The 23,865-nt window shown below is 60.8% G+C and carries 22 protein-coding genes and 2 pseudogenes; 17 read left to right on the forward strand and 7 right to left on the reverse strand.

Annotated elements, in window-relative coordinates; genetic code table 11:
• Positions 1–2 precede the first annotated feature (2 nt).
• The 7 genes from BDK61_RS20305 to BDK61_RS20335 all read left to right on the forward strand — a co-directional run bounded on the left by BDK61_RS20305 (position 3) and on the right by BDK61_RS20335 (position 9,946).
• Positions 3–1,508: a UbiD family decarboxylase gene (locus BDK61_RS20305; RefSeq protein ID WP_121304375.1), complete on the forward strand. Its 1,506-nt coding sequence runs from the start codon at positions 3–5 to the stop codon at positions 1,506–1,508.
• A complete protein-coding gene (locus BDK61_RS20310; RefSeq protein ID WP_121304376.1) occupies positions 1,505–2,908 on the forward strand; it encodes a UbiD family decarboxylase in 1,404 nt (467 codons plus the stop codon). Before BDK61_RS20305 ends, BDK61_RS20310 begins: the two co-directional genes overlap by 4 nt.
• Positions 2,909–3,078: 170 nt before the next feature.
• The gene (locus BDK61_RS20315) at positions 3,079–4,761 is read left to right on the forward strand and encodes an acyl-CoA synthetase (RefSeq protein ID WP_121304377.1); all 1,683 of its coding nucleotides are present in this window, start codon (positions 3,079–3,081) and stop codon (positions 4,759–4,761) included.
• 45 nt (positions 4,762–4,806) lie between these two features.
• Positions 4,807–5,973, forward strand: coding sequence for an acyl-CoA dehydrogenase family protein (locus BDK61_RS20320; protein ID WP_121304378.1), 1,167 nt, complete (start codon positions 4,807–4,809; stop codon positions 5,971–5,973).
• Positions 5,973–7,757 carry an acetyl/propionyl/methylcrotonyl-CoA carboxylase subunit alpha gene (locus tag BDK61_RS20325; RefSeq protein ID WP_121304379.1) on the forward strand — a complete coding sequence of 595 codons (1,785 nt, stop codon included), beginning with the start codon at positions 5,973–5,975 and terminating at the stop codon, positions 7,755–7,757. The genes BDK61_RS20320 and BDK61_RS20325 overlap by 1 nt, the downstream gene beginning before the upstream one ends.
• 2 nt (positions 7,758–7,759) lie before the next feature.
• Positions 7,760–9,478, forward strand: coding sequence for an acyl-CoA carboxylase subunit beta (locus BDK61_RS20330; protein WP_121304380.1), 1,719 nt, complete (start codon positions 7,760–7,762; stop codon positions 9,476–9,478).
• A gap of 3 nt (positions 9,479–9,481) precedes the next feature.
• Positions 9,482–9,946, forward strand: a complete 465-nt coding sequence (locus tag BDK61_RS20335) for a MaoC family dehydratase (protein WP_004966601.1) — start codon at positions 9,482–9,484, stop codon at positions 9,944–9,946.
• A 41-nt stretch (positions 9,947–9,987) separates the two neighbouring features.
• Here BDK61_RS20335 and BDK61_RS20340 read toward each other — a convergent pair whose 3' ends face one another.
• Positions 9,988–10,710: a class I SAM-dependent methyltransferase gene (locus BDK61_RS20340; RefSeq protein ID WP_007188588.1), complete on the reverse strand. Its 723-nt coding sequence runs from the start codon at positions 10,708–10,710 to the stop codon at positions 9,988–9,990.
• 42 nt (positions 10,711–10,752) lie between these two features.
• Positions 10,753–11,586 carry an HpcH/HpaI aldolase/citrate lyase family protein gene (locus BDK61_RS20345; RefSeq protein ID WP_121304381.1) on the reverse strand — a complete coding sequence of 278 codons (834 nt, stop codon included), beginning with the start codon at positions 11,584–11,586 and terminating at the stop codon, positions 10,753–10,755.
• Positions 11,587–11,800: 214 nt separating this feature from the next.
• Here BDK61_RS20345 and BDK61_RS20350 point away from each other — a divergent pair, with 214 nt between their 5' ends.
• A complete protein-coding gene (locus BDK61_RS20350) occupies positions 11,801–12,676 on the forward strand; it encodes an amidohydrolase family protein (protein ID WP_121304382.1) in 876 nt (291 codons plus the stop codon).
• On the opposite strand, the gene BDK61_RS20355 is transcribed toward BDK61_RS20350, so the two are convergent.
• Both BDK61_RS20355 and BDK61_RS20360 read right to left on the reverse strand, forming a co-directional pair.
• The gene (locus tag BDK61_RS20355) at positions 12,673–13,434 is read right to left on the reverse strand and encodes an enoyl-CoA hydratase/isomerase family protein (RefSeq protein WP_121304383.1); all 762 of its coding nucleotides are present in this window, start codon (positions 13,432–13,434) and stop codon (positions 12,673–12,675) included. The genes BDK61_RS20350 and BDK61_RS20355 overlap by 4 nt on opposite strands.
• A 73-nt stretch (positions 13,435–13,507) precedes the next feature.
• Positions 13,508–14,164: a helix-turn-helix domain-containing protein gene (locus tag BDK61_RS20360; RefSeq protein WP_079891029.1), complete on the reverse strand. Its 657-nt coding sequence runs from the start codon at positions 14,162–14,164 to the stop codon at positions 13,508–13,510.
• Between the two features lie 106 nt (positions 14,165–14,270).
• Here BDK61_RS20360 and paaA point away from each other — a divergent pair, with 106 nt between their 5' ends.
• The 6 genes and pseudogenes from paaA to paaE all read left to right on the forward strand — a co-directional run bounded on the left by paaA (position 14,271) and on the right by paaE (position 17,169).
• Positions 14,271–15,212 (forward strand): 1,2-phenylacetyl-CoA epoxidase subunit PaaA, encoded by a 942-nt coding sequence (gene paaA / locus BDK61_RS20365; RefSeq protein ID WP_007188584.1) that lies wholly within the window; start codon positions 14,271–14,273, stop codon positions 15,210–15,212.
• A 5-nt stretch (positions 15,213–15,217) separates the two neighbouring features.
• Positions 15,218–15,391 (forward strand): annotated as a pseudogene (locus BDK61_RS24395) (PacF protein); the annotation flags it as partial.
• 54 nt (positions 15,392–15,445) lie between these two features.
• Positions 15,446–15,745: pseudogene (locus tag BDK61_RS24400) on the forward strand (PacF protein); the annotation flags it as partial.
• Positions 15,745–16,578 carry a 1,2-phenylacetyl-CoA epoxidase subunit PaaC gene (paaC, locus tag BDK61_RS20375; protein ID WP_121304384.1) on the forward strand — a complete coding sequence of 278 codons (834 nt, stop codon included), beginning with the start codon at positions 15,745–15,747 and terminating at the stop codon, positions 16,576–16,578. The pseudogene BDK61_RS24400 and the gene paaC, both read left to right, overlap by 1 nt.
• On the forward strand, positions 16,571–17,005 hold the full coding sequence (gene paaD / locus BDK61_RS20380) for a 1,2-phenylacetyl-CoA epoxidase subunit PaaD (RefSeq protein ID WP_004966591.1): 435 nt from the start codon (positions 16,571–16,573) through the stop codon (positions 17,003–17,005). The genes paaC and paaD overlap by 8 nt, the downstream gene beginning before the upstream one ends.
• Positions 17,002–17,169 (forward strand): 1,2-phenylacetyl-CoA epoxidase subunit PaaE, encoded by a 168-nt coding sequence (gene paaE, locus BDK61_RS23625; protein WP_004594293.1) that lies wholly within the window; start codon positions 17,002–17,004, stop codon positions 17,167–17,169. Before paaD ends, paaE begins: the two co-directional genes overlap by 4 nt.
• Positions 17,170–17,279: 110 nt before the next feature.
• On the opposite strand, the gene BDK61_RS20385 is transcribed toward paaE, so the two are convergent.
• Together BDK61_RS20385 and BDK61_RS20390 are read right to left on the reverse strand one after the other, a co-directional pair.
• Positions 17,280–18,731 carry an aldehyde dehydrogenase family protein gene (locus BDK61_RS20385; protein ID WP_121304385.1) on the reverse strand — a complete coding sequence of 484 codons (1,452 nt, stop codon included), beginning with the start codon at positions 18,729–18,731 and terminating at the stop codon, positions 17,280–17,282.
• A 147-nt stretch (positions 18,732–18,878) separates the two neighbouring features.
• Positions 18,879–19,337, reverse strand: a complete 459-nt coding sequence (locus BDK61_RS20390; protein ID WP_121304386.1) for a MaoC family dehydratase — start codon at positions 19,335–19,337, stop codon at positions 18,879–18,881.
• 98 nt (positions 19,338–19,435) lie between these two features.
• Here BDK61_RS20390 and paaI point away from each other — a divergent pair, with 98 nt between their 5' ends.
• Complete coding sequence (gene paaI, locus BDK61_RS20395; protein WP_121304387.1) at positions 19,436–19,831, forward strand: hydroxyphenylacetyl-CoA thioesterase PaaI; 396 nt, start codon at positions 19,436–19,438, stop codon at positions 19,829–19,831.
• Positions 19,832–19,834: 3 nt separating this feature from the next.
• Here paaI and paaK read toward each other — a convergent pair whose 3' ends face one another.
• Positions 19,835–21,124, reverse strand: coding sequence for a phenylacetate--CoA ligase PaaK (gene paaK, locus BDK61_RS20400; protein ID WP_121304388.1), 1,290 nt, complete (start codon positions 21,122–21,124; stop codon positions 19,835–19,837).
• Between the two features lie 132 nt (positions 21,125–21,256).
• Here paaK and BDK61_RS20405 point away from each other — a divergent pair, with 132 nt between their 5' ends.
• Positions 21,257–22,429: a thiolase domain-containing protein gene (locus tag BDK61_RS20405; RefSeq protein WP_121304389.1), complete on the forward strand. Its 1,173-nt coding sequence runs from the start codon at positions 21,257–21,259 to the stop codon at positions 22,427–22,429.
• Positions 22,426–23,862, forward strand: a complete 1,437-nt coding sequence (locus tag BDK61_RS20410; protein WP_121304390.1) for a zinc ribbon domain-containing protein — start codon at positions 22,426–22,428, stop codon at positions 23,860–23,862. Before BDK61_RS20405 ends, BDK61_RS20410 begins: the two co-directional genes overlap by 4 nt.
• The last annotated feature ends 3 nt before the right edge of the window (positions 23,863–23,865 follow it).

Raw genomic sequence — 23,865 nt, forward strand, 5'->3', positions numbered from 1 at the left:
AGATGGCAGTCAATTCGCTCCGCGAGTACCTCGATTTGCTCGACACGACCGGCTGGCTTCGGTCCTTCGACCAACCGGTGTCGTGGGACCTCGAAGCAAGTGCAGCGACGATGCTTGCCAACATCCGTGACAGACCGGTCCCGGTGTTCGAGTCCATCGCAGGGATAGAAACGGAGTCGAAACTGGTTGGCGACCCGTACCGCGGCCCTCAGACACGCCCCTGGGATCACTTCGCTCAAGCGCTGGGCTTCCCAAGTGGCCTTTCAGGCTGTACGTACTACGACCGAGTGATTGCCCGCCTCAACAGGACGAAAGCGCCTCGAACCGTTGCGAGTCACAGGGCCCCCTGTAAGGAAACAGTGCGGACGGGAACCGAGGTCGACCTCCTGTCGTTCCCGTGGCCATATATCCACGAGGGCGACGGCGGGCGGTATTCTAACCACCACACCATCGTCGCACCGGACCCCGACACAGAGTGGGGGACCTGGTCGAGCCATCGAATGATGATCCACGACAGCTCCCAGGCCAGTCTGCTGTTACTGGCCGGTGAGCAGGTTCCCAACCGCTACTACTACGACTACGAGCCGCGGGGCGAACCGATGCCAGTCGCGGTCGTTATCGGTGCAGAACCCACTGTCGAGAGTACTGCAGATATGTGGATCCCGACAGGGCGGAGCGAAGCGGCCTTCGCGGGCGGCCTGAAAAATGCGCCTGTAGACCTCGTCCAGTGCGAAACCAATGACCTGTACGTTCCGGCGACGGCCGAGCTAGTTCTCGAAGGGCACGTTCGACCCGACGACCGGCTTGATGAGGGACCGTTCGGAGACTACTTCGGCTACATGAACGGCCCGCGGCGCTCCATGCCGGTGTTCGAGGTCGATGCGATCACCCACCGCCACGAACCGCGGCTACCGTTTTGCGTCGAGGGGAGCGGTGTCGGATACGGACAGAACTCGACGAGTACGCTCCGACTCGTCGCAGCCGGCCCCGACGCGACCGTTGGACTCCGAGCCGCCGGATTTGACGTTGCGATGGCGGTCCCGTGGCGCTTTACCTCCCGCACCGTCTGGGTCATCGCGACTGACCGACCGTATCCGGGGTATCTCCACGAACTGGCGAACTTTATCTTCACGACGTGGGGGATGCTCCACATCGACTTCTTCGTATTTGTCGACGCTGCTGTCGACCCGCTTGACCCGCGGGCAGTGTTGACGGCCATCGCACTTGAGGCTGATCCGGACGCCGACTTCCACCAGTTCGGCGTCGAGCGGATGCCGAAAGTCCCGCTCAACATCTACCAGACGCCCGACGAGAAGGGCAGTGCGGATGTGGGGACTTCGAAGGCGAAGACGGCTAAAGCCTACATCGACGCAACGACTGACGGTGACGCGACAGACACGACGGCGACCGCAGAAACACGGAAGCGAGCCCAAGAGCGGCTGGTCGAAGCGGGACTAGACGCTGCGCGGTTCGACCGGCTCGACGAGCGGGAGGGCAAATCACAGTGATACCGTTCACGCAGTACGTCCGTGGACTGGCCGGCGACGACGACCTCGTCCGACTCGACGGCCCATTCGAGGTCCCGGTTGACGTGCTTGCGGCAGAGGCGCTCCGTGCGAGTGGGCCGGCGCTTCGGTTCCAGCGACCCACAGGCATAGATCTAGTTAGCGGTGTGTTCAGCGGTCCGGACCAGACACAGCACCGCGAGGCCCGGCCGTGGTCGCGACTGGCGCTCGGCCTTGGAGTTGAGCCGGACGCCACGCTTGTTGATCTGCTGGAGACAATCAGCACTCTCGGCCCAACCGGCGGGAATCCGGAGCCGACATATGCGGGGCAGGCAGCCTCGGGGACAGATATCGACGTACAGGACCTGCAGCTCCCACAGGGCGAAACCGATATGTGGCCCGCAGTGACGCTTGGTGTCGCATCGGCCTCGACCGCTGACGGCACACACTGGGCACCGGTTCACGGCTCGGTTGTGGGCGGCGACACGCTCAGAGTGCGCGTCCCGGACGCGCTGTCGTCGCTTGTTGCTGACGGGACCACGATGACGATAGCGCTTGGCGTGCCGCCGGCGGCGATTACGACCGCATACCTGCTCGCTGTCACCGAGCAAACGACCACGCCAATCCAGTCCTGTGGGGTAACTGGCACCGTTCCGCTCGTCCCGACCAACGGCGGACTCGTCCCGAGTGCGACGGAGGTTGTTATCGAGACGACAGTTGTGGACCGCCAACCTGACTTCCGCTCCGACCGTCGAGAAGGCTGGGAGTACGTCGTTGCGAGCGGGCCGCTCTCACTGTCGGTTGAGAGCGTCCGCGCTACTGACACCCCAGTCATCCCCATCTCCCCGGTCGGCCGCCCACTCGCGGATGATATCCAGCTTACGGGGCTTGCGACCGCCGCAACGCTCTATCACCGGGTCAACAACTACTGGGGTATCTCACCAGTCGAATGGGTCATGTTACCAGCAGAGGCCGAGCTTGGTATCTGTTTCGTGGCCAGTGACGTGTTGTATGGCGGCTTCGAGTGGCAACTCGCGAATATCCTCTTTTCGTTCTCGTCGCTTTTCGACACAGTGGTTATCGTCGACGAAGACGTGCCGCCACAGGATTTCGGCCGCGTTCTGGCTGACGTCTGGCTGAAATCTCACCCGGCTCGCGACTGGACGTTCAGCGAACCGGACGCACCGGCGGCGACACGGCCGCACTACCGAACGGACAATGAAACCGGTTCGCGTCTGTACGTGAATGCGGCATGGGACCCGCGCTGGAAGGAAACGTACATCGCGCCACGGGTCACGTTCCAGAACTCCTTCCCGGGCAACGTCCGCGACGTGGCGCGTGCTCTGTGGGACGAATCCGACACCGGTCTCGAAGACACGAATGAAAGCGGCGCGTCTCGCTGAATATGTCTCCCGAGTGTGTATATATTCAAGGATGTCGTAAACGCATCTGTTTACGCTATACGTAGTACAAATACTACCTACGAAAGAAGCCAAATAGTAATTGGTACAATATATTTTGCGTGGAAAGTAACCGGTACAGTTATACCGGAAACCGGTATTCCGAGCGGTGTATGGTGACCAGCCATAACCTCCCGGACTACGACACAGCACGGCAAGAATTCTCCTGGGACGATATTTACGCGGACGCGGACTGGGATGCACCGAACGACCTGAACATCGGGCACGAAGTTGCCGACCGACACGCGACCGACCGTGGACAGGTCGCACTCTATCAGGTCGGGACCGACGGAGAGCTGTCGAAGATGACGTTCTGGGAGCTTGCTGACCGCTCAAGCCAGTTTGCCAACGTCCTTGACGACCTCGGGGTTGCGCAGGGCGACCGGGTTTTCTCGTATATGCCTCGAATCCCCGAGCACTACGTGGCGCTGGTCGGAACGCTCAAACACGGTGCGGTCTGGGGAAGCGTCAACGAGCGGTTCGGGCCCGATGGCATCTCGTACCGTCTGGACGACTGCGACGCGAAGGTCGTCGTCACCACGACTGACAATCGAGACACGGTCGAAGACGCACTGGACGATGCGCCCGCGGTCGAACACGTGATTACCGTTGACCGCGGCGGCGGCGCACCCGCTGGTGACGTGGTCTTCAATACTGCGCTCGACGGCGCGAGCACAGCCTACGAGATTGCCGAGACCAGCGGGGAAGACGACGCACTGCTGTACTACACCTCAGGAACCACTGGGCTGGCCAAAGGCGTCCTCCACAAGCAGCGCTGGATCGCCGGTGTCGCGGCAACACAAAAATACGCCGTGGATCTTCAGGATGGCGACCTGTACTGGTCGACTGGCGACCTCGGCTGGCTGACGGGTGCAATCAACACACTCGGTGCCTGGTTCTGGGGTGCGTCGCTGTTCACGTACGAGGGCGAGTTCGACACCGACGAGTGGGCCGCCCTGCTGGATGAATACCCGATCAGCGTCCTGTTCTCGGTCCCGACGGCCTACCGGATGCTCCGGGAAAACGAAGACGTGCTTGCCGATGTCGACCTTGATCTACGGCATGCGCTCTCTATTGGCGAACCACTCAGCGCCGGGGTCGTTGAGTGGGGAGAGGACGAACTCGGTGTCACGATTCTCGATACGTACGGGCAGACCGAGACTGGGAACATGATTATCAACAACTATCCGACGATGGAACTCCGGCCCGGGTCGATGGGGAAACCACTCCCCGGAATCGAGGCCGACATCGTCGACCCACAGAGCGGTGAAGTTCTGGAACCCGGCGAAACGGGCGAGATCGCGCAACGAGGGGACTATCCGTGTTTCTTCGCCGAGTTCTGGAACAAGCCCAAGAAAACCCAGCGGGCGTTCATCGACGGTCCTGACGGGAAATGGTATCTCTCGGGCGATCTGGCACATAAGGACGAGGACGGGTATTTCTGGTTCGAAGGGCGGGCAGACGACGTGATCCTCTCTTCAGGCTACCGCATCGGGCCGTTCGAGGTCGAGAGTTCGCTGGGCGAACACGAAGCGGTCGCTGAGGCGGCCGTCGTTCCCAAACCTCACGAAGCGCGGGGCAACATCGTCAAGGCCTATGTTGTGCCGAGCGAGGACGCGGAGCCGTCCGACCCACTCAAAGAAGACATCCAGAGCTACGTGAAAGAAGAGCTCTCCGCACACGAGTACCCGCGCGAAATCGAGTTCCGCGAGGAACTGCCCAAGACCGTGACTGGAAAAATCCGCCGAACCGAGCTCCACGACGACGCCGAAGCAGAAGCTGAAGTCGAATCCTGACACAGGGTATCAAGCAGTACGAGTGCCAACGCAGACACAACCACAATGAATTTCGAAGCTACAGAGGAACGCTCGATAATTCGGTCGACCGCAGCGGACGTGGCGGCCGAGTACGGACCGGAGTACTGGCGCGAAAAAGAAGAAGCAGGCGAGTTCGGACAGGAATTCTGGGACGAACTGGCTGCAGCCGGCTTCCACGGCCTGCTGGTCCCGCCGGAGTACGAAGGGGCCGGGATGGGCATACAGGAGATGGGGCTGGTCATGGAGACACTCTGTGCCGAAGGCTGTGGCATGGCGGGCACGTGGTATCTGGTGCTCACCGCCGGCATGGCTGCTGTCGGTATCAGCGAGAACGGGACAGAAGCGCAGAAACAGACCTATCTGCCGGACATCGCTAACGGCAAGCGAAACTTCTCTATCGGTATCACAGAGCCCGAAGCCGGGACAAACACGCTGAACGTCGCGACCCGTGCCGAGAAAGACGGCGACGAGTACGTGCTGAACGGGAACAAGGCCTGGATTACCTTCGCCGACCGGGCTGACAACATGATTCTCGTCACGCGCACGACCCCACGTGACGAGGTCGAGCGCGGGACTGACGGCATAAGCCTGTTCATCGTCGACATGGACGACCCCAACATCGACGTGTCTCCGATTCCCAAACACGGTATCAACTACTCGAAGTCCTGTGAAGTCTTTATCGAGGACGTTCGGGTCCCCGAGGAGAACCTGCTGGGCGAGGAAGACGACGGCTGGTGGACCTTGGTCGATATGCTGAACCCGGAACGTATTGGCTTTGCCGCCGCCGGGACCGGTATCGGCAAACTAGCCGCGGACACTGCTATCGAGTACGCCAGCGACCGGGAGGTGTTCGATGCGCCTATCGGGAGCCATCAGGCGGTCTCGTTCCCGATCACCAAGGCGTACGCCCGTATGGAAACGGCGGCACTCATGCGTGAGAAGGCGTCATGGCTCTACGACCAGGGCGAAGAGTGTGGATACGAGACAAACGTCGCGAAGGCGACGGCCGTCAGTGCTGGTATCGAAGCGGTCAAACAGTCGATGCAGGCGTTTGGTGGCTGGGGCTACGCGAAGGAGTATGACGTCGAGCGCTGGTGGCGTGAAATCAACCTGACACGGTTGGCCCCAGTTTCCCAGCAGATGGCGTACAACCATATCGGCCAGCACCTCGGCTTCCCCAGATCCTACTAATGTTCGAGAAAGTCCTTGTCGCAAACCGCGGCGAAATCGCGGTTCGTGTGATGGCTGCGTGTGAAGAGCTGGGTATCGAGACGGTCGCCGTCTACAGCGACGCCGACCGCAACGCCGGCCACGTTGAGTACGCCGACGACGCATACAACGTCGGCCCGGCACCTGCAAGCGAGTCGTACCTCGACCAGACCGCTATCCTTGATGTCGCTGAGCGGGCCGGGGCCGACGCAATCCACCCCGGGTACGGCTTCCTCGCCGAAAACGCCGAGTTCGCTAGCCGTGTTGAGGCTACCAACGGTATCAGGTGGGTCGGTCCGCCAAGCGACGCGATGGAGACGCTGGGCGAAAAGACGAAAGCCCGGACAGTGATGCAGGACGCCGGTGTCCCAGTCGTCCCCGGCACAACGGATCTGGTCGACGAGCCAGCGGAAGTGCGGGAACTGGGTGCAGAGTACGGCTACCCCATCGCAATCAAGGCTGAAGGCGGCGGTGGCGGTCGTGGCATGAAGATCGTTCGGAGCGAGGCCGAAGTTGCGGAGGCGCTCAAAAGCGCAAAACGCGAGGGGGAAGCGTATTTCGGCAATGACTCGGTGTACGTCGAAAAGTATCTCGAAGCCCCAAAGCACGTCGAAGTGCAGGTGCTTGCGGACGAACACGGCAATGTCCGCCACCTCGGCGAGCGCGATTGCTCGCTGCAACGTCGCCACCAGAAAGTCATCGAGGAAGCCCCGAGTCCAGCGCTTGACGCCGAACTGCGTACGGAGATCGGGGCGGCCGCCAGACGCGGTGTCAGTGAAGCCGGGTACACGAACGCCGGGACCGTGGAGTTCCTCGTCGAAGACGGGGAATTCTATTTCATGGAGGTGAACACCCGAATTCAGGTCGAACACACCGTCACTGAAGCAGTGACCGGGATCGATATCGTTCGCTGGCAGCTCCGGGTCGCTGCAGGCGAGCGACTGGACTTTACACAGGACGACGTGTCGATAGACGGGCACGCCGTCGAGTACCGGATCAACGCGGAGAATCCGGCGGAAGACTTCGCGCCGACGCCAGGGCCGCTAACGACGTACGCGCCGCCAAGCAGTATCGGTGTCCGGCTCGACCACGCGGTCTCCCAGGGCGACGATATCGGGGGCGACTACGACTCGATGATCGCGAAGCTCATCGTCGCTGGCGAGGACCGGGAGCACTGTCTGGACCGGTCAAAGCGTGCTCTTGACCATTTCACTGTCGAGGGGGTCCATACCACCATCCCGTTCCATCGGTTGATGCTGGATGACGACACCTTCCGCGCCGGGACGCATACAACAAAATACCTCGACCAGGAACTCGCCGACGATGCCCTCGACGCGGCTGTTGCACGATGGGGGACTGACGAGGTCGGTGGCGACGCCTCGGCGGCGTCGACGGATCAAATCGCTGTCGAAGTCGATGGGAAGCGCTTCGATGTCGTCGTTACGGACGGACTGCCCCGCATCTCCCGTGATGGCAACGCCAGTGGCGGCTCCGGCAGTGGCACTTCGGGCGGCAACTCATCCGGTGGCGGCACGGTGGACGTGACCACGTCGGGTGCGATTACGGCCGAGATGCAGGGCACTATTCTTTCGACTAAAGTTGCACCCGGTGACGATATTGCTGCGGGCGATGTCGTCTGCGTGCTGGAGGCGATGAAAATGGAAAACGACGTGGTGGCATCTGCGGGCGGCACTGTCGCATCTGTCCCGGTCGCAGAGGGCGATTCCGTAGACATGGGTGACACCCTGGTTGTACTGGAGGAATAAGTATGCAAGTCAAAATTTCAGACGACGCGACCGAATCGGAAGCACAGGCCATTGCCGAGGCGCTGGCGACACACTTCGAGGACGACATTACCCTCGTTGTCGACGGCGGCGAAACGGTCAGCAGTGCCACGTACGACGGCACTCGGCAGGATGAATCCACGGACCCAGTCGAGGACGACCTCGGCCCGACCGAACGCGAGGAGGCCCTGCGCGAGGAGATTGCAGAGATCCTCGAAGGCGGGCCGGAAAAGTACAAAGAGCAGTTGCCTGAGGAGGGAAAGCTGTTCGTCCGGGACCGTATCGACCTGTGGTTCGGTGACGATTTCCTGTTCGAAGACGGGAAATTTGCGGAGTTCGACGCCGACGACCAGCTCCCGGCCGACGGGCTCATCACGGGGGCCGCGGAGTTCGAGGGCCGTGACCTGCATTTCATGGCCAACGACTACACGGTCAAACGCGGCAGCATGGCCGCAAAGGGTGTCGAGAAGTTCCTCCGGATGCAACAGCGGGCGCTGAAAACCGGGCGACCGGTGCTGTATCTGATGGACTCCTCGGGGGGTCGTATCGACCAGCAGACGGGCTTTTTCGCCAACCGCGAAGGTATCGGAAAGTTCTACTACAATCACTCGATGCTCTCTGGGCGGGTCCCGCAGATCTGTGTGCTGTACGGTCCCTGTATCGCCGGCGCAGCCTACACGCCCGTCTTCGCGGATTTCACCGTTATGGTCCGGGATATGAGCGCAATGGCGATCGCCAGTCCCCGGATGGTCGAAATGGTCACCGGCGAAGAGATCAGTCTCGAAGAACTTGGTGGCCCTGACATCCACGCACAGCACTCCGGGAGTGCGGACCTCATCGCCGACGACGAGGAACACGCCCGCGAACTCGTTGCGCAACTCATCAACTATTTGCCCGACAACGCCGACGAAGACCCACCACAGACCAGCGGGACGGCCCCGAAGCGCTCGCCGGAGGGTATCGATGCCGTCGTGCCAGAAAAGCCCAACAAGGGCTATGATATGTTCGACGTGATCGAGCGAGTCGTCGATGCTGGGTCGACACTCGAGCTCCGGCCCGAGTACGGCAAGGAAATAATCACGTCGTTTGCCCGGATAGACGGCCGGCCAATCGGCGTCATCGCCAATCAGCCAGCCCAGCGCGCGGGAGCCATCTTCCCGGACGCAGCAGAGAAAGCCGCCCAGTTCATCTGGACCTGTGACGCCTACAACATCCCGCTGTTGTATCTCTGTGACACGCCGGGGTTCATGGCCGGGTCAGGCGTCGAGAAGGAAGGTATCCTCGAACAGGGCAAGAAGATGATCTACGCCACGTCTTCGGCGACAGTGCCCAAGCAGTCCGTTGTGGTCAGGAAGGCCTACGGTGCGGGCATTTACGCCATGTCCGGTCCCGCCTACGACCCCGAGTCGACGATCGGGCTTCCGAGCGGGGAAATCGCCATAATGGGGCCCGAGGCGGCTATCAACGCCGTCTACGCCCGCAAGCTCTCCGAGATCGATGACGAGGATGAACGACAGCAAAAGGAGCAAGAACTCCGCGAAGCCTATCGCGAGGATATCGACATTCATCGAATGGCCAGCGAAGTTGTCGTCGACGACATCGTTCCGCCCAGCGACCTCAGAACGGAACTGACGAACCGGTTTGCGTTCTACGAGACCGTCGAGAAAGACCTGCCAGACAAGAAACACGGAACCATCCTCTGAGCTATGACAGGACTTTATTACGAAGAGTTCGAGGTCGGCGAGACCATCGAACACGAGAAGCGCCGCACGATCAGCGAGCGCGACAATCAACAGTTCTGTGATATGACGATGAACCAGCAGCCGTTGCACTTAGACGCCGAGTTCGCGGCCGAGACGGAGTTCGGCGAGCGACTGGTCAACGGGCTCTACACCATGAGTTTAGCTGTCGGACTGACCATCCCGGAGACGACCGATGGCACTATCGTCGCGAACCTGTCCTACGACAGCGTCGAGCATCCGAACCCGGTATTTCACGGCGACACCATCCGCGTGCAGTCGACCGTGACCGACAAACGCGAGACTAGCGACGGTGACCGCGGCATCGTCACGATGCACGTCGAGGTGTTCAAACTCACAGATTCGGACGATGTCCTCGTCTGTGAGTTCGACCGGACCGTGCTGTCACTGCGACGCGATACCGCTGAGTGACGCCGGGACCGGTTGACGGACGAAGCCCGGGTCCCAGTCGCCTACTCTGGGACACCGATGACCCACCGCCATCGTTGCTCGAACGTCCCATTGAGAGCGCTGAGGAGTTCACGGGCTCGCAGAACCCGTTCTTCGATGTCGAACTTTGGATAGAGCCGTGCGGCCATCGCGGGAATCGCGTGGAACAGCCGGATGTTTTCGGCAGTCGTCGAAAACCGCCACGTTCCTGTCGTCGTTGAGAACTCACCCGCGAGGGCGTCTTGGAGAGCCGATGTGTCAGTCGGGGAGCGTGACTCGCGCTCAAACTGTTCGAACACGTCCGTGCCGTCAGGACGGAACCAGCCAAGCGGCGCGACGGCCCCGACCACCCCACCAGACCGGAGCACTCTGGCGGCCTCCCGCACTGCGGCCGCTGGCTCGGGGACCAAAAAGAGCGAAGCGGTAAACGCCACCCCGTCGACTGACTGGTCACAGAGCGGCAGGTGGTCGAAATCAGCTTGCAGTCGGGCAGTGGACTCGATTTCGCTCAGCATCTCGCGGCTGATGTCGAGCGCAATAGTCTCCGCTGCTGTCTCGGTGAATACGCGTGTGCTCACACCTGTGCCTGCGCCCGCATCGAGCACTGTCCCAAGCCCGTCGTCAGCATGAGTGCTCATCTCGACAGCGAGCAGGCGTGCGAGCGACGTGAAGCGATTGGTCCGCCGCTCGTAGGCCGTGTAGGCGTCGACGCTGGCATCGAAGTTCTGCCGGACGACGGCTTTCATACACGACAGCACAGTCAGGTCCCGGATAGGTGTTGTCGTTGGCTACCGCTGCCCGGCCTCGCGAGCGCGTTCGAGGACACGCTCTGCCTGTGCGATAAGCGGTGCGTCGATCATCTCCCCGTCGACTTCGAACACCCCAGCATCTGTTTCTTCGTCGGCCGCGATGATGCGTTCGGCCCATGCTATCTCCTCGTCACTTGGGGTAAACGCGTCGTTGATGACCGCGACCTGATCTGGGTGGATTGCCATCTTCCCGTCGTACCCGAGTTGGGCAGCGAACGCAGTGGCGTCACGGAGGCCATCCAGATCGCCGTATTCCGGGTAGATCGTATCGATTGCATCGATTCCCGCGGCGCTGGCCGCAACGACGACTCGCTGGCGTGCATAGAGCACCTCCCGTCCATCGCTGGTGCGACTCGCACCGAGGTCGGCTGCAAGGTCCTCGGCCCCAAAGAGGAGGGCATCGGTCGGGTCGGCGGCTGCAATCTCCGCCGCGTTGAGGACGCCGGCGGCCGATTCCACTAGCGCAAGCACCGGGAGATCCGCGCTGTATTCATCGAGGAGCCGTTCCAGTGCCGAGATGTCCTCGGCGGAACTGGCCTTCGGGAGCATCACACTGTCGGGACTGGTGTCCAATAGTATCCCCCCGAGGTCGGCTGTGGCGCTAACTCCCACGGGATTGATACGAACGCAGATGTGGCTGTTCGAGTTGACAGCCGAGAGTACTGATTGAACAGAGTCCCGTGCCTGCTCTTTATCCGCGGGTGCAACCGCATCTTCGAGGTCGAAGACGACGACATCAGCGTCGCCACCGGCCGCTTTCCGCATTAACTCCGCATTGTTTCCCGGCGCAAACAGAACACTGCGACGAACCATAGCTGTGCGTTCACCCCCCAGCAGTAAGATGGTAGGGGATAGACGCCCGGCCATGCACAGGATGACCGTGGGTCTGGCGACTCGTTCCCTGTCGCAGTCAGTACGCCGCTTCGTGAATCAGCTATCGGTATCACAACTATCCGTCTACTTCGGTGGGTCTGCTGCACGGCACAAACAGCATGGATTTTTATGATACTGGGTAAAATCTCTCTCTGTGACAACTGACCTCCCGGGTGTCGCCGACAGGCAACTGTTCGACACGCACGCGCACCAACCGACCAGTGAGTTCCTCCACGACGCTGGCGGCGAAATGATGCAAGACGCCGCCGACCGGTTCGGCACTGATCTGGAGACGTGGGACTACGACGAAATGCTCGCGGAGTACCACGAGGCGGGCGTCGGTGGTGTTGTCCTGCTTGGCTGGGACGCGGAGACGAACACCGGGAACCCACCCGTCCCGAACGACTACGTCGCCGAGGTCCGGGACGAGTATCCCGACTTCTTCGTCGGGTTCGGGAGCGTCGACCCACTGAAAGACGACTGCGTGCAGGAGGCGATCCGGTGCGTTGAGGATCTAGACCTTTCGGGGTTCAAATTCCAGCAGATCGCACAGGGCTTTGACCCCTCCGATGAACGCCACGACCATCTGTGGAGTACCATCGAAGACCTCGGCGTCCCCGTTGTCTTCCACGGCGGGAACTCGACACTGGGAGCCTGTAGCGCCGGCGGTCGCGGCCTGAAAATCAAGTACGGCAACCCGATGCTTATCGACGACGTGGCTGCTGCACATCCGGACCTCGATATCCTCATCGCCCATCCCGCCTTCCCGTGGGAGAAAGAGCAGCTGGCAATCTGCCAGCAGAAGGGCAACGTGTACATGGACCTCTCCGGCTGGGTGCCGAAGTATATCGACGATCAGGTACTCCACTACGCCGGCACGGTCCTCAAAGACAAGGTGATGTTCGGCACCGATTATCCGATGATCGACCCAGAAACGTGGCTCGAATCGTTCGCTCGCGACACTGACTTTGATACGGATGTCCAGCGGAAGATTCTGTTCGAGAACGCACAGGAGTTTTTCGACCGCTAGTCGAAATCCGGGGTTCGGCCGTCCAGAAACGCCTCGACACCACGTGCATGTGCCGGCGTATCGTACGCCAGTGATTGGATGCGTGCTTCTCGACGCAGCCCGGTTTCCAGGGGCTGGCCGATGTTGTCGTGGATCGCTTCCTTCGCCAGCCCGAGGTTCTCCGTTGGCTGTGCCTGAAGCGTTTCGAGCAGGTCAGCTGTCCGCGCATCGAGCTCGGCCGGGTCGATAGCCTCGTTGATCAGATCCATTTCGGCGGCGCTCTCGGCGTCGATCAGCTTCCCGGTGAACGCGAGTTCTTTGGTTTTCCTGAGACCGATCAGCCGTGGGAGGATGGCGGTTGCGCCCATGTCCGGCACGAGGCCGACGCTGATGAACGATGCACCGAACCGCGCGGAACTGGCGGCGTACGCGAAATCAGCGACGGCCACAAGCGACAGCCCGGCACCGACTGCGTCGCCGTTGACCTTCGCGACGACAGGCACGGGTGCCGAGAGGATATTGCTGGCGACCCGGCCCAGTGTTGTCCGGACTCGCTCGTAGGCTTCCGTTGCCGATTCTTCCCGCTCGCTCATCGCCTCGATATCCCCGCCAGCGCTGAACGAATCACCGTCGCCAGTGAGGAGGACGGCGTCGTGCGTCGCCGGGTCGAGATCCTCGAGCGCATCGGCTAATTCAGTAGCGACCGCTGCCGTTATCGCGTTTTTCGAATCTGGACGGTCGAATACGATTCGTCGAACAGCGCCGTCTTCAACGCGCATGGTCGTACTCACACGCCCGAGTATTTAACTCCGAACCCGTCTTTCTCTGTCGTCGCCTGGTCGGCCGTCGTCGTTACTCTCCACCGTCTCCCGGATGGCCGTCACCGACGCCGCCGAACAGCTGTGTGAACAACGAGTGCTGTGCGCGATGAAGTCGTTCGAGGAATGCAGACTTACTGATCCCGAGCTCGCCAGCGACTTCGCTCGCAGTCGTCTGTCGTGGGACGACAAAGTAGCCCATCGCGACTGCGTATCGGAGACTCTCCTCCTGTGCCGGGGTCAGGTCCCATTGCTGTGCGATAGACGCGTCTTCTGTTGCACGCAGTGCGTACACCCGCTGTAGTTTCACGCCGACAGTTTCACCGGCCGTCTCCATGACTGTCTGGAGAATCTCGTGCCCAACCACAGCACCAGCTAAAACCGCGTTCCCGTCCCGATACGTCAGCGATTCTACCATGAACCCCGCGCTAATGAGTTTATGCACAACACACTGCTGGAGTGACAGGCATCGATAGTTATACCGCCCCTCGGTAACTGACTGGTAGAGATAGCGGATCCGGTCGTCTCCGTCGAGGTAGTCTTTGAGGTCGTCGCTCGCCTGTGCGCTGAACCGCAGCAAGACGTTACCGTCCTCCCGGAGGAGCGGCGGGGCCGCCTCGATGGGTGTCCCCGTGACACTGCTCGCATCTGCCAGTGGGCAGTCGTCACCCTCGATGCGAAACTCGACCATCAGGCACTCCTCTATCATTGCCTCGCACATGTGCGGACGTACTTATAAAATCCGCCTATATGGGGGCAAATTAGTAAGAACATTCCTCACGATTTATAGAATAGATATGAACGTCGACGAAGTCAAAGACCGCGCCGGACCCCGGGAGTTCAGCCCGAAAGACGACCTTCCCGAAGAGTATCGGAAGGCAGCCACGCGGATGCTTGAGTTCCACGCCAACAGCGAGATTATGGGTGCGTTCCTTGAACGGCCCTTCATCAGAAAAGCACCGAGTATCGAGCGAAAGATGGCCTTCAGCGCGAAGGTTCAGGATGAGATCGGCCACGGCCAGATGCTCTACCGAGCGGCGGAATCGCTCGGCGTCAAGACCCGTGAAGAGATGCTCGACGATCTGGCGAACGGAGACGGAAAGTTCCTGAACTGCTTCCACTACCCAATGGAGAGCTACGTCGAGACGCCGATGATCGCGTTCTTTGTCGACGGGGCTGCGATGCGTCGTCAGGCGACCCTGAAAAAGTCCAGCTGGGAGCCATACGCCCACGCGATGGACAAGATCTGCTTCGAAGAGGGGATGCACGTCAAACACGGTGAGTCGATCCTCCGCGAACTGATGAACGGCTCCCGGAAGGAACAGCGTATGACTCAGGAGGCCTTCGAAGAGTGGTGGCCCCGAATCCTGCAGTTCTTCGGCCCGACCGACGACCAGAGCACCCACCACGACTTCGCTGCGGAAGTCGGACTGAAGACGTGTACAAACGACGAACTTCGAACCGCGTTCCTCAACACGTACATCCCGAAGGCCAAGAAATACGGCCTGGAGATGCCCGATGAGCCACGCATCCGCGAAAACGGTGACGGGAGCTACGAGGTCGTTGAGGATGACCTCGACTGGGACGAGTTCTTCACGGTCTCACAGAACGAATACGAGGGCAGTATCGAGCAGATCACCGGTCGCCGGCAGGCTCAGGAAGCGGTACAGTGGGTCCGTGACATGATGGACGACCAGACGACGACGAACAGCGGCCCGCAGTCACAGGCGGCGGACTGAGAACAATGATCTGGGAAGTATTCCGACAACAGAGTCCGGACGCGGATTTCGTTCACTGCCGGGATGTCCACGCACCCGACCGAGAGATGGCGAAGCAGTTCTCGGTCATTCAGCACGGACGACGGAAGCCAACCCACGCCCTCTGGGTTGCCCCGCAGGAGAAAATCACGCAGGTCGACCCCGATGCAGAGAGCCGCGACGAGACTGGGGACGGTGCCGAGAAACCGTGGGCCGTCTTCCGGCAGGACAAGCCCGGTGGGTATCATACGCACTGCGGTGATGTCGACGCTGCCAGCGCCGCCGACGCAGAACAGGCGGCGATCGCGGCGTTCACTGACGACGACCCGAACAGTCTCTGGGTCGTCAAGCACCAGTACATTGGTGAAGTCACAGCGGATGACGTAACGTTTGGCGGGACGACCAACAAGTCCTACCGGTTTGCACAGACGTACAACGTCAACCCGGCTGCTGAGGAGGTCGAAGCCTCCGAGTCTGAGCAGATAGAAGCGGAGAAACAACGAGGTGAAATCTAATGGCAACAACAGAATCCGACCTCGGCGGTCCAACCGACCTTTCGGAGGAAGAACAGCGCGCAGTCGAGGCACAGCTGCTCCGGCTTGCTGACGACGAGTTGATTCAGGCCGAACGCTACACGTTCTGGCAGGTGCGTGCGCCGACACTGGAATCGGACCTCTCGATCTCGAACAACGCACAGGACGAGCTGGGCCACGCACGGCTGTGGTACGATGCAGTGCAGCAACTGGGCTATTCCGAGGAATCGCTCATTTACCAGAGCGACCCCAGCGACTTCCAGCACAGTACGTTCGTCGAGCTGCCGTTTGCGGAAGGTGACTGGGCCGACGCCATCGTCAGAGCGTACCTCTACGACGTTGCTGAAGACATCCGCCTCTCCGCGCTTGAGAACTCGTCATACGAGACAATCCGGAACAGAACGAGCCGCATCCAGGGCGAGGAAGGCTATCATCTCGAACACGCCGAAAGCTGGCTGGACCGGATGGCACTGGACGAGGAGGCCAGCGAACGCGTGCAGGCGGCTATCGAGGAGCTCTATCCGTACGCCCTCACGCTGTTCGAACCAGTCGGGGACGTGGAGGCCGACATCGAACGGCTGGGCATCCGGACGATGACTCTCGATGAGATGCGCAGCGAATGGGAGACTCGCGTCGAGTCGTTCCTGACCGAACTGGGATTCGACGTGCCGACCGACGTTGCCCCCGCAACGCCGACGGGCCGGGACAACGAACACACTGACCACTGGCACGACCTTCACGAACAAATGACTTCGAGCTACCGGAATCTGGGACGTGACAAAGCGACGCTGATAATGGCGGACGACGATGAGTAGCGACTACGACCGGCCACGCGCAGACGCTGATGCCACCGCGTGTTCGTACACTGACTATGAGACCAAAGACCACGCGGCGGACGACGTGCCAGCCACGGGCGAAGACGCCGACGGCATCGAACGCGACGTGTGGGCGGCCCTGTATCAGGTCGAGGACCCGGAGATGCCGGTCAGCATCGTCGATCTGGGCCTCATATACGGGCTCGACGTGTCCGACGGGGAAGCCACGGTCGATATGACGCTCACCTACAGCGGCTGTCCGGCACGCGAAATCATCCTCGATGAAGTCGAAGAAGCCGCCGAGAGTGTCGACGGAATCGAGACTGCATCGGTCCGGCTGGTCTGGTCCCCGGACTGGTCCATTGATCTGGTCACCGAACAGGGCAAGGAAGCGTTGCGTGACTTCGGGATGAGCTTTGACGGATGAGCGAGCCGGACCCCAGCGTTACGACCAGCGGCGAACAGACAGGCGCGGAGTGCCCGTACTGTGGCTCGACCGACACCGAACGGAAACACCCACGAGGACCGTCACGCTGTCAGTCGATTCATTACTGTAACGAGTGCCTGCAGCAGTTCAAGAAGTTCGAGTAAGCAGTTATTACTCGCTAGTTCTGGCGTCGCAATTTTATATCGTGAATCAGGGCAATGGTGCCATTGATTGCACTGACTGGCGGTGTGATGCCGACTCGTCGAAGAGAGCTTCAGCCGAGGTTGATGTGGACGTTTTTCACCTCGGTGTAGCTCTCGATAGCCTGTTCGCCCTGTGCGCGACCGTGACCGCTCTGTTTCGTGCCGCCGAAGGGCGTCTGTGGCCACGTGTTGGGCGTCTCGTTGACCATCACCATCCCGTAGTCAAGTCTGTCTGTGACGGTGTGAGCGCGAGTCAGGTCGTTCGTCCAGACACAGGCAGTGAGGCCGAACGGCGAGTCGTTCGCCACGTCAATGGCCGCTTCCTCGTCGCTCACTTCGATTGCAGTGAGAACGGGGCCGAAGATCTCTTCCTGCGCAATCGTCATCTCGTTGTCCACGTCAGCAAAGACGGTCGGCTCGACGAAGTGGCCGGTTTCTTTGTCCGCAGGAACGCCACCGCCGGCCGCGACAGTCGCCCCCTCTTCCTTGCCGGTCTCGATATAATCGAGAATCTCTTGTTGCTGGCCCGCGCTGACGACTGGTCCCATCTGGCCATCGTCGTCGATACCGCCGCCGAGTGGGATGTTTTCAGCGATTTCGGCCATCCGGGAGACCATCTCCTCGTAGACGTCCTCGTGGACGACAATGCGCGAGTTCGCCCAGCACATCTGCCCGGCGTTCATGAAGATCCCGTACTGGATGCCACGGGCGGCGGCATCAAGGTCAGCATCGGGGAACACAACTGCTGGCCCTTTGCCGCCGAGTTCGAGCGTTACGTCAGCGACTGCATCGGCAGCAGTGCGCTGGACTGTCTTTCCGACACCGGTACTCCCAGTGAAGGTGACGTGATCGACGCCCTCGTGTCCGGTGAGTGCGTCACCGGCCTCGGACCCCTTCCCGGGAACGACGTTGACGACGCCGTCCGGAAGGCCCGCTTCCTCCGCGGCTTTCGCGTAGTACAGCGCCGATAGCGGCGTCATAGCGGACGGTTTGAGGATAACGCTGTTTCCTGTCGCCAGCGCCGGTGCTAGGCCGCGGCCGGCGAGCTGGAAGGGATAGTTCCACGGCGCGATGTGTGCGGTCACACCGACTGGCTCACGAGTGGTGTAGTTGAGCCGGCCATTTTCGACAGGAATCTCGTCACCGCGGACCTTGTCCGTCCAGCCGGCATAATGGCGGAACGTATCGATGACCATGTCGATTTCCAGCCCAGCCTCGAACGGCGTTTTTCCGTTGTCGTGGGATTCAACCATGGACAGTTCGTCTTTCATCGCCTCGATGGCGTCGGCCATCGCATGGAGTTTCGCCCGGCGCGTTCCGGGGTCCATCGTCGCCCACTCGGAACCCTCTGCGACGGCCGCCTGTGCCGCTTCTACTGCAGCATCGATGTCGGACGCCTCGGCCTTCTGTACTGACGCGTAGGTCCGTTCAGTTGCCGGGTCCTCCGTCTCAATGCTGTCGCCGTTGGTCGCTTCTCGCCATTCTCCGCCGATATACAGGTCTGTCGGGCCGGTGTACTTCATTGCAGTAACAGAAGGAGTGCGCGGCGTCTTAGTTGTTATTATTGATTATTAATGTCTGGGCGACAAGAGCGCTAGCTTCGAGTTTCAAGCCGCAAAATTGCGGTACTACGCGCTATCGATGCATCGCCTTCGGCCGCGGCAGTAGACTCACTCGCGTTTCTTGATCAGGAACTTCATATCGCCCTCGAAGACGACGGTCCCGTCCTGGTTTTCCATTTCAGTGTCGAGGACGACCAGCCCGGCGTCGTCGCGTCCGACTTCTTTGGTGTTGTCAACGACAATCTCCAGCTGGAGTGTATCGCCGATGTGGACCGGGTTTGGGAGGTCCATATAGTTCATCCCGAGGAACGCGAATGCGGTCCGCTCGACGATCCCGGTCCGGTAGACGAAGCCGGTCGCCTGCACGAACGTCATTGGACCGTGAGCGATCCGCTCACCGAACTCCTGTTCTTCCGCGTATTCCTTGTTCGTATGCAGCTCTGTCCAGTCTCCAGACAGGCCGGAGTGCATGACGAAATCGGACTCGGTAACGGTCCGGCCGACACTGATAAATTCCTGTCCTTCTTCGAAGTCCTCGAAGTGGTGTGGCTCGTAGCTGTATGCCATATTTTTTCATCTAATAGCAGCCATTTATATTTTTACGCTCCGCTGACAGCAGCAGTGACCGGTATATATTTATTATTAGTGATGGAACCACGACCCGTATGTCCGGTGTCGCCGACGAAGTCAGAGAGCGTATCGAATCGGATGCGTACTGCGAAACCCTTGGTATCGATGTCGTCGAACTTGATTCGGGGTACGCCCAGACTGAACTGACGATTACCGAGGACCTGCTGAACTTTCATGAGACACCGCATGGCGGAGCGATCTACTCACTTGCAGATGCGGCGTTCGCCGCGGCGTCGAACTCTCATGGCGAGCCAGCGGTCGCACTGGAGACGAACATCTCGTATTTAGACGCCGTCGACACCGGTGAGACGCTGTCTGCGATCGCTGAAGAAACACATCTCGCAGGCAGCACCGCAGAGTACGAGGTAACGGTGACTGCACAGGATGGCGAGCGCATCGCGACGTTTCGTGGACGAGTCTACCGGCCCTGACAGTCAGTCACGGTGGTCGTAGACGCGTTTTACCTTGCCGACCTGCGTTCGTTCGATACTGCCGGGCGCAACGAGTTCGAGTTCGTCCGGGGTGAACGCGAGTACGTTTTCTAGCCGCTCGATGATTTCATCTTCCAGCGCTTTGTCACCCGGCCCTTGCTCTGCAGTTCGTTCGATGGTGAGTTCTAGGATGTCGAGGTTGTCCTCTTTGTAGAGGTCGATCCGGTAATGCGGAGCAACGCCGTCGATATCCAATACAGCGTGTTCGATTTCGCTGGGATAGAGATTCACGCCCCGAACGATGAGGAGGTCGTCGGTCCGGCCGGTGACGTTGTCCATCCGTACCATCGTCCGTCCGCACGCACACTCGTCGTAGTTCAGTGTCGTGAGGTCGCCAGTTCGGTACCGGAAGACCGGCAACGCTTCCTTGGTGAGTGTTGTCAGAACGAGTTCACCTTCTTCGCCTTCCTCGACCGGTTCTTTCGTGTGTGGGTCGATGACTTCCGGGTAGAAGTGGTCCTCCCAGATGTGGAGTCCATCCTTCGCTTCGTGGCATTCACACGAGACCCCGGGACCGATGATCTCCGAGAGTCCGTAAATATCGATGCCATCAACGCCCAGTCGCTCTTCGATTTCCCCCCGCATCGGGTCGGTACACGGCTCAGCGCCGAAGATTATCGTCGAGATCGGCAGATCTCTGGGGTCGTGGCCCATCTCTTCGGCCGTTTCGGCGAGGTAGAGTGCATACGATGGGGTGCATGTGAACACATCGCTTTCTAGGTCGGTCATCAACTCGACCTGTCGCTGTGTCTGGCCGCTTCCGATAGGAACAACTGAGGCCCCCAACTCCTCAGTTCCGTAGTGGATACCAAGTCCGCCAGTGAACAACCCGTACCCGTAGGCGTTCTGGACGGTATCGCCCGCTTCAGTGCCGCTCGCAGCCAGCGAACGCGCGACAACTTCACTCCAGGTGTCGAGGTCGTCATCCGTGTACGAGACGATTTTCGGCTTCCCGGTCGTTCCGGACGACGCGTGGATGCGGGCGACCTCCTCGTCGTCTACGGCGAAGAGTCCATCTGGGTACTCGTCGCGGAAATCCTCTTTCGTCGTCATCGGCAGTTTCGTGATGTCGTCGATACTCTGGATGTCTTCGGGCGAGACACCTGCCGCATCGAGTTTCTCCCGGTAAAACGGGACGTTCTCGTAGGCGTGTGTGACAATTCTTTGCAATCGGTCAGATTGCAACGCACGCAGCTCTGTCCGGTCAGACGCCTCCAGTGGCTTGTACACCATCTTCAATGATAGAATTGAATGTTAATGATAAAATGGTTTGGGATTGGTCACTGCGCCGCCAGTTGCGTGCTTGGTCTAGGGCTGTCAGCAAACGATGCAAAGCTATTTTTCAGTACCCTCAGAGTTCCATGTATGCGGGATGCGTATCTCATCGGCGCAGGGCAAACGCCGTTTGGCTCGATGCCCGAAGAGAGCTACAGATCACTGTTCGACCACGCAGTCAGCGAAGCCATCGACAGTGTCGACCACGGTATCGATACGAACGCGATAGACGAAGCGGTCGTCGGCTCACTCGGCGTGGGCGGTCGACAGCTCGGTCTCTCTGGACCGGCAGCGACCGAACACGCTGGGCTGCACGGTGTCCCCAGCGTGCGCGTTGAAGACGCCTGCGCCGCGTCGGGCTACGCTGTCCGACAGGCAGTGCAGGCAGTCAAAAGCGGGATGGCCGACGTAGCGCTGGCTGGCGGCGTCGAAGTCATGACAGACATGAGCAGCGATGTGACGAAGTACTGGCTTGGTGTTTCCGGTGAAACAGAGTGGGAACGGCTGACTGGGACGACCTTCTCTGGCGTTTACGCACAGATGGCAAGTGCGTATCTACGGGAGTACGAGGCCAGCGAGGAGCACCTCTCGATGGTGGCGGTCAAGAACCATCGGAACGGCGCAAAGAACCCGAAGGCCCACCTGGGCTTTGAATGCTCCCTCGAAGACGCCGTCGGCGCACCGGTCGTCGCAGACCCCTTAAACCTCTATCACTGCTGTCCGACCTCTGACGGCGCAGCGGTCGCGCTCATCGCGAGTGAGGACGTCGTCGGGCAGTACACCGACGACCCGGTCCGGATCGCCGGGGTCGGCGCGGCCAGCGACCGGGTCGGTCTCTTCCAGCGAGACAGCTACACTTCGATTTCTGCCTCGGAAATGGCCGCAGACACAGCCTACGACCGTGCCGGCGTTGGCCCTGACGACCTCGATTTCGCAGAGGTCCACGATTGCTTCACGATCGCCGAACTGCTTGCATACGAGGACCTCGGGTTCTGTGACCGCGGCGAGGCCCCACAGTTACTTGAAGCGGGAACGACCGAATCTGACGGAGCAATGCCGGTCAATCTCTCCGGCGGGCTGAAATCAAAGGGTCACCCTATCGGCGCAACCGGTGCCGGACAGCTTGTCGAGGCGTTCAAACAACTCACCGGCGGCGCTGCGGACCGGCAGCTAGCGGCCCCGAAGTACGGGCTGACTCACAACGTGGGTGGGAGCGGCGGCAGCGCAGTTGTCCACATCCTCGAACGGGAGGCCGCACGATGACTGCCGCAGGGCTTGCGGCCATCGGTGCGTACGCACCTCGCCTGCGGATCGACGCTGAAGAGTTCGAAGCCGCCTGGGGTCGGTTCGATGCGGCGGGGATCGACGAGAAGGCGGTCCCCGATGCCGACGAAGACGCAGTCACGATGGGTGTCGAAGCGGCCCGCCGTGCGCTCACTGCGGCTGACGCGTCCGGCGCGGCCGTTGCGCATCTGGCCTTTGCGACGACGACACCGCCGATGGCCGAAGAGGACCTTGCAGCGAGACTCTGCAGTATTCTCAACGTCCCCGACGATGCAAAGACGCAGACGATGACCGGCTCCACGCACGCCGGTGCGCAAGCACTGGACGCAACCATGGACGGCGGGCCGTTCGGGGAGGACATCGGCCTCGTCATCATCAGTGACTGTCCGCGGGGCGACCCTGACAGCGAGGTCGAGCACGCCGCCGGTGCCGGGAGCGTCGCGCTCGTTGTCGACGATGACGGTCCCGGAACCGTCATTGAGCGAGCGTCACACACGGAGGCCTACCCCGGAACGCGTTTCAGAACGGGCGGGGACGACCGGACGACCGGTCTGGGCGTGACGCAGTACGACCGCGAGGCGTTCACGACCACACTCGGCAGTGCGGCGGACAGACTGGACGTGCCGATGGAGACAGTCGATGCAGCAGCGGTCCAGTCTCCGGACGGAAAGCTCCCGTATCGGGCAACAGGTGCGCTCGGGGTTGACGCAGCGACTATCGCCGCCGCTGACACAGTTAGTTCGCTCGGGGACACCGGCGCAGCAAGCGCATTTCTCGGGGCGGCGACAGCGTTTGCGGATGGCGCTGAACGTGTGTTGATTGCTGCGTACGGAAGCGGCGCGAGTGCGACGCTCTTCGTCGCCACTGGTCCCGTTCCGGTCAACACTGCGCTGGACGGTGCTGTCTCCCTGTCCTACGCCGCGTACCTCAGGCGGCGAGGCGAGATTACGCGCGACGAACCCGAAGGTGGCGGAGCGTACGTCAGTGTCCCGTCCTGGCAGCGGACGATTCCGCAACGCCACCGGCTTGTCGCCGGTCGGTGTTCCGCGTGTGAGGCGTTGAACTTCCCGCCGACCGGGGCCTGTACGGATTGTCACGAGCGTACCAGCGATTTCGAGGCTGTCGAACTGCCCGGGACAGGGACAGTCGAGGCAGTAACGACTATCCAACAGGGCGGTGCGCCACCGGAGTTCGTCGCCCAGCAGTCGAAAAGCGGCCAGTTCGATAGTGCTATCGTCGCGCTCGATAGTCAATCAGGCGAGCAGACTGTGAGCGTCCCTGCACAGGTGCTTCAGGCGACGGACGAAGTCACGATAGGCACACCTGTCGTGCTGACGACGCGACGCATCTACACGCAGGAGGGGGTCATCAGATACGGCTTCAAAGCACAGGTCGCCAGCCAGCGCCGGTAGCCG

It is taken from the genome of Haloarcula quadrata, assembly GCF_003634715.1.
Lineage (GTDB): Archaea > Halobacteriota > Halobacteria > Halobacteriales > Haloarculaceae > Haloarcula > Haloarcula marismortui.

What these genes read in the sequence shown, in the direction of transcription:
- BDK61_RS20305 (WP_121304375.1), top strand. Translation starts at nt 3, where the DNA reads ATGGCAGTCAATTCGCTCCGCGAGTACCTCGATTTGCTCGACACGACC.
- BDK61_RS20315 (WP_121304377.1), top strand. Translation starts at nt 3,079, where the DNA reads ATGGTGACCAGCCATAACCTCCCGGACTACGACACAGCACGGCAAGAA.
- BDK61_RS20320 (WP_121304378.1), top strand. Translation starts at nt 4,807, where the DNA reads ATGAATTTCGAAGCTACAGAGGAACGCTCGATAATTCGGTCGACCGCA.
- BDK61_RS20325 (WP_121304379.1), top strand. Translation starts at nt 5,973, where the DNA reads ATGTTCGAGAAAGTCCTTGTCGCAAACCGCGGCGAAATCGCGGTTCGT.
- BDK61_RS20330 (WP_121304380.1), top strand. Translation starts at nt 7,760, where the DNA reads ATGCAAGTCAAAATTTCAGACGACGCGACCGAATCGGAAGCACAGGCC.
- BDK61_RS20335 (WP_004966601.1), top strand. Translation starts at nt 9,482, where the DNA reads ATGACAGGACTTTATTACGAAGAGTTCGAGGTCGGCGAGACCATCGAA.
- BDK61_RS20340 (WP_007188588.1), bottom strand. Translation starts at nt 10,710, where the DNA reads ATGAAAGCCGTCGTCCGGCAGAACTTCGATGCCAGCGTCGACGCCTAC.
- BDK61_RS20345 (WP_121304381.1), bottom strand. Translation starts at nt 11,586, where the DNA reads ATGGTTCGTCGCAGTGTTCTGTTTGCGCCGGGAAACAATGCGGAGTTA.
- BDK61_RS20355 (WP_121304383.1), bottom strand. Translation starts at nt 13,434, where the DNA reads ATGCGCGTTGAAGACGGCGCTGTTCGACGAATCGTATTCGACCGTCCA.
- BDK61_RS20360 (WP_079891029.1), bottom strand. Translation starts at nt 14,164, where the DNA reads ATGGTCGAGTTTCGCATCGAGGGTGACGACTGCCCACTGGCAGATGCG.
- paaA (WP_007188584.1), top strand. Translation starts at nt 14,271, where the DNA reads ATGAACGTCGACGAAGTCAAAGACCGCGCCGGACCCCGGGAGTTCAGC.
- paaC (WP_121304384.1), top strand. Translation starts at nt 15,745, where the DNA reads ATGGCAACAACAGAATCCGACCTCGGCGGTCCAACCGACCTTTCGGAG.
- paaD (WP_004966591.1), top strand. Translation starts at nt 16,571, where the DNA reads ATGAGTAGCGACTACGACCGGCCACGCGCAGACGCTGATGCCACCGCG.
- paaE (WP_004594293.1), top strand. Translation starts at nt 17,002, where the DNA reads ATGAGCGAGCCGGACCCCAGCGTTACGACCAGCGGCGAACAGACAGGC.
- BDK61_RS20385 (WP_121304385.1), bottom strand. Translation starts at nt 18,731, where the DNA reads ATGAAGTACACCGGCCCGACAGACCTGTATATCGGCGGAGAATGGCGA.
- BDK61_RS20390 (WP_121304386.1), bottom strand. Translation starts at nt 19,337, where the DNA reads ATGGCATACAGCTACGAGCCACACCACTTCGAGGACTTCGAAGAAGGA.
- paaI (WP_121304387.1), top strand. Translation starts at nt 19,436, where the DNA reads ATGTCCGGTGTCGCCGACGAAGTCAGAGAGCGTATCGAATCGGATGCG.
- paaK (WP_121304388.1), bottom strand. Translation starts at nt 21,124, where the DNA reads ATGGTGTACAAGCCACTGGAGGCGTCTGACCGGACAGAGCTGCGTGCG.
- BDK61_RS20405 (WP_121304389.1), top strand. Translation starts at nt 21,257, where the DNA reads ATGCGGGATGCGTATCTCATCGGCGCAGGGCAAACGCCGTTTGGCTCG.
- BDK61_RS20410 (WP_121304390.1), top strand. Translation starts at nt 22,426, where the DNA reads ATGACTGCCGCAGGGCTTGCGGCCATCGGTGCGTACGCACCTCGCCTG.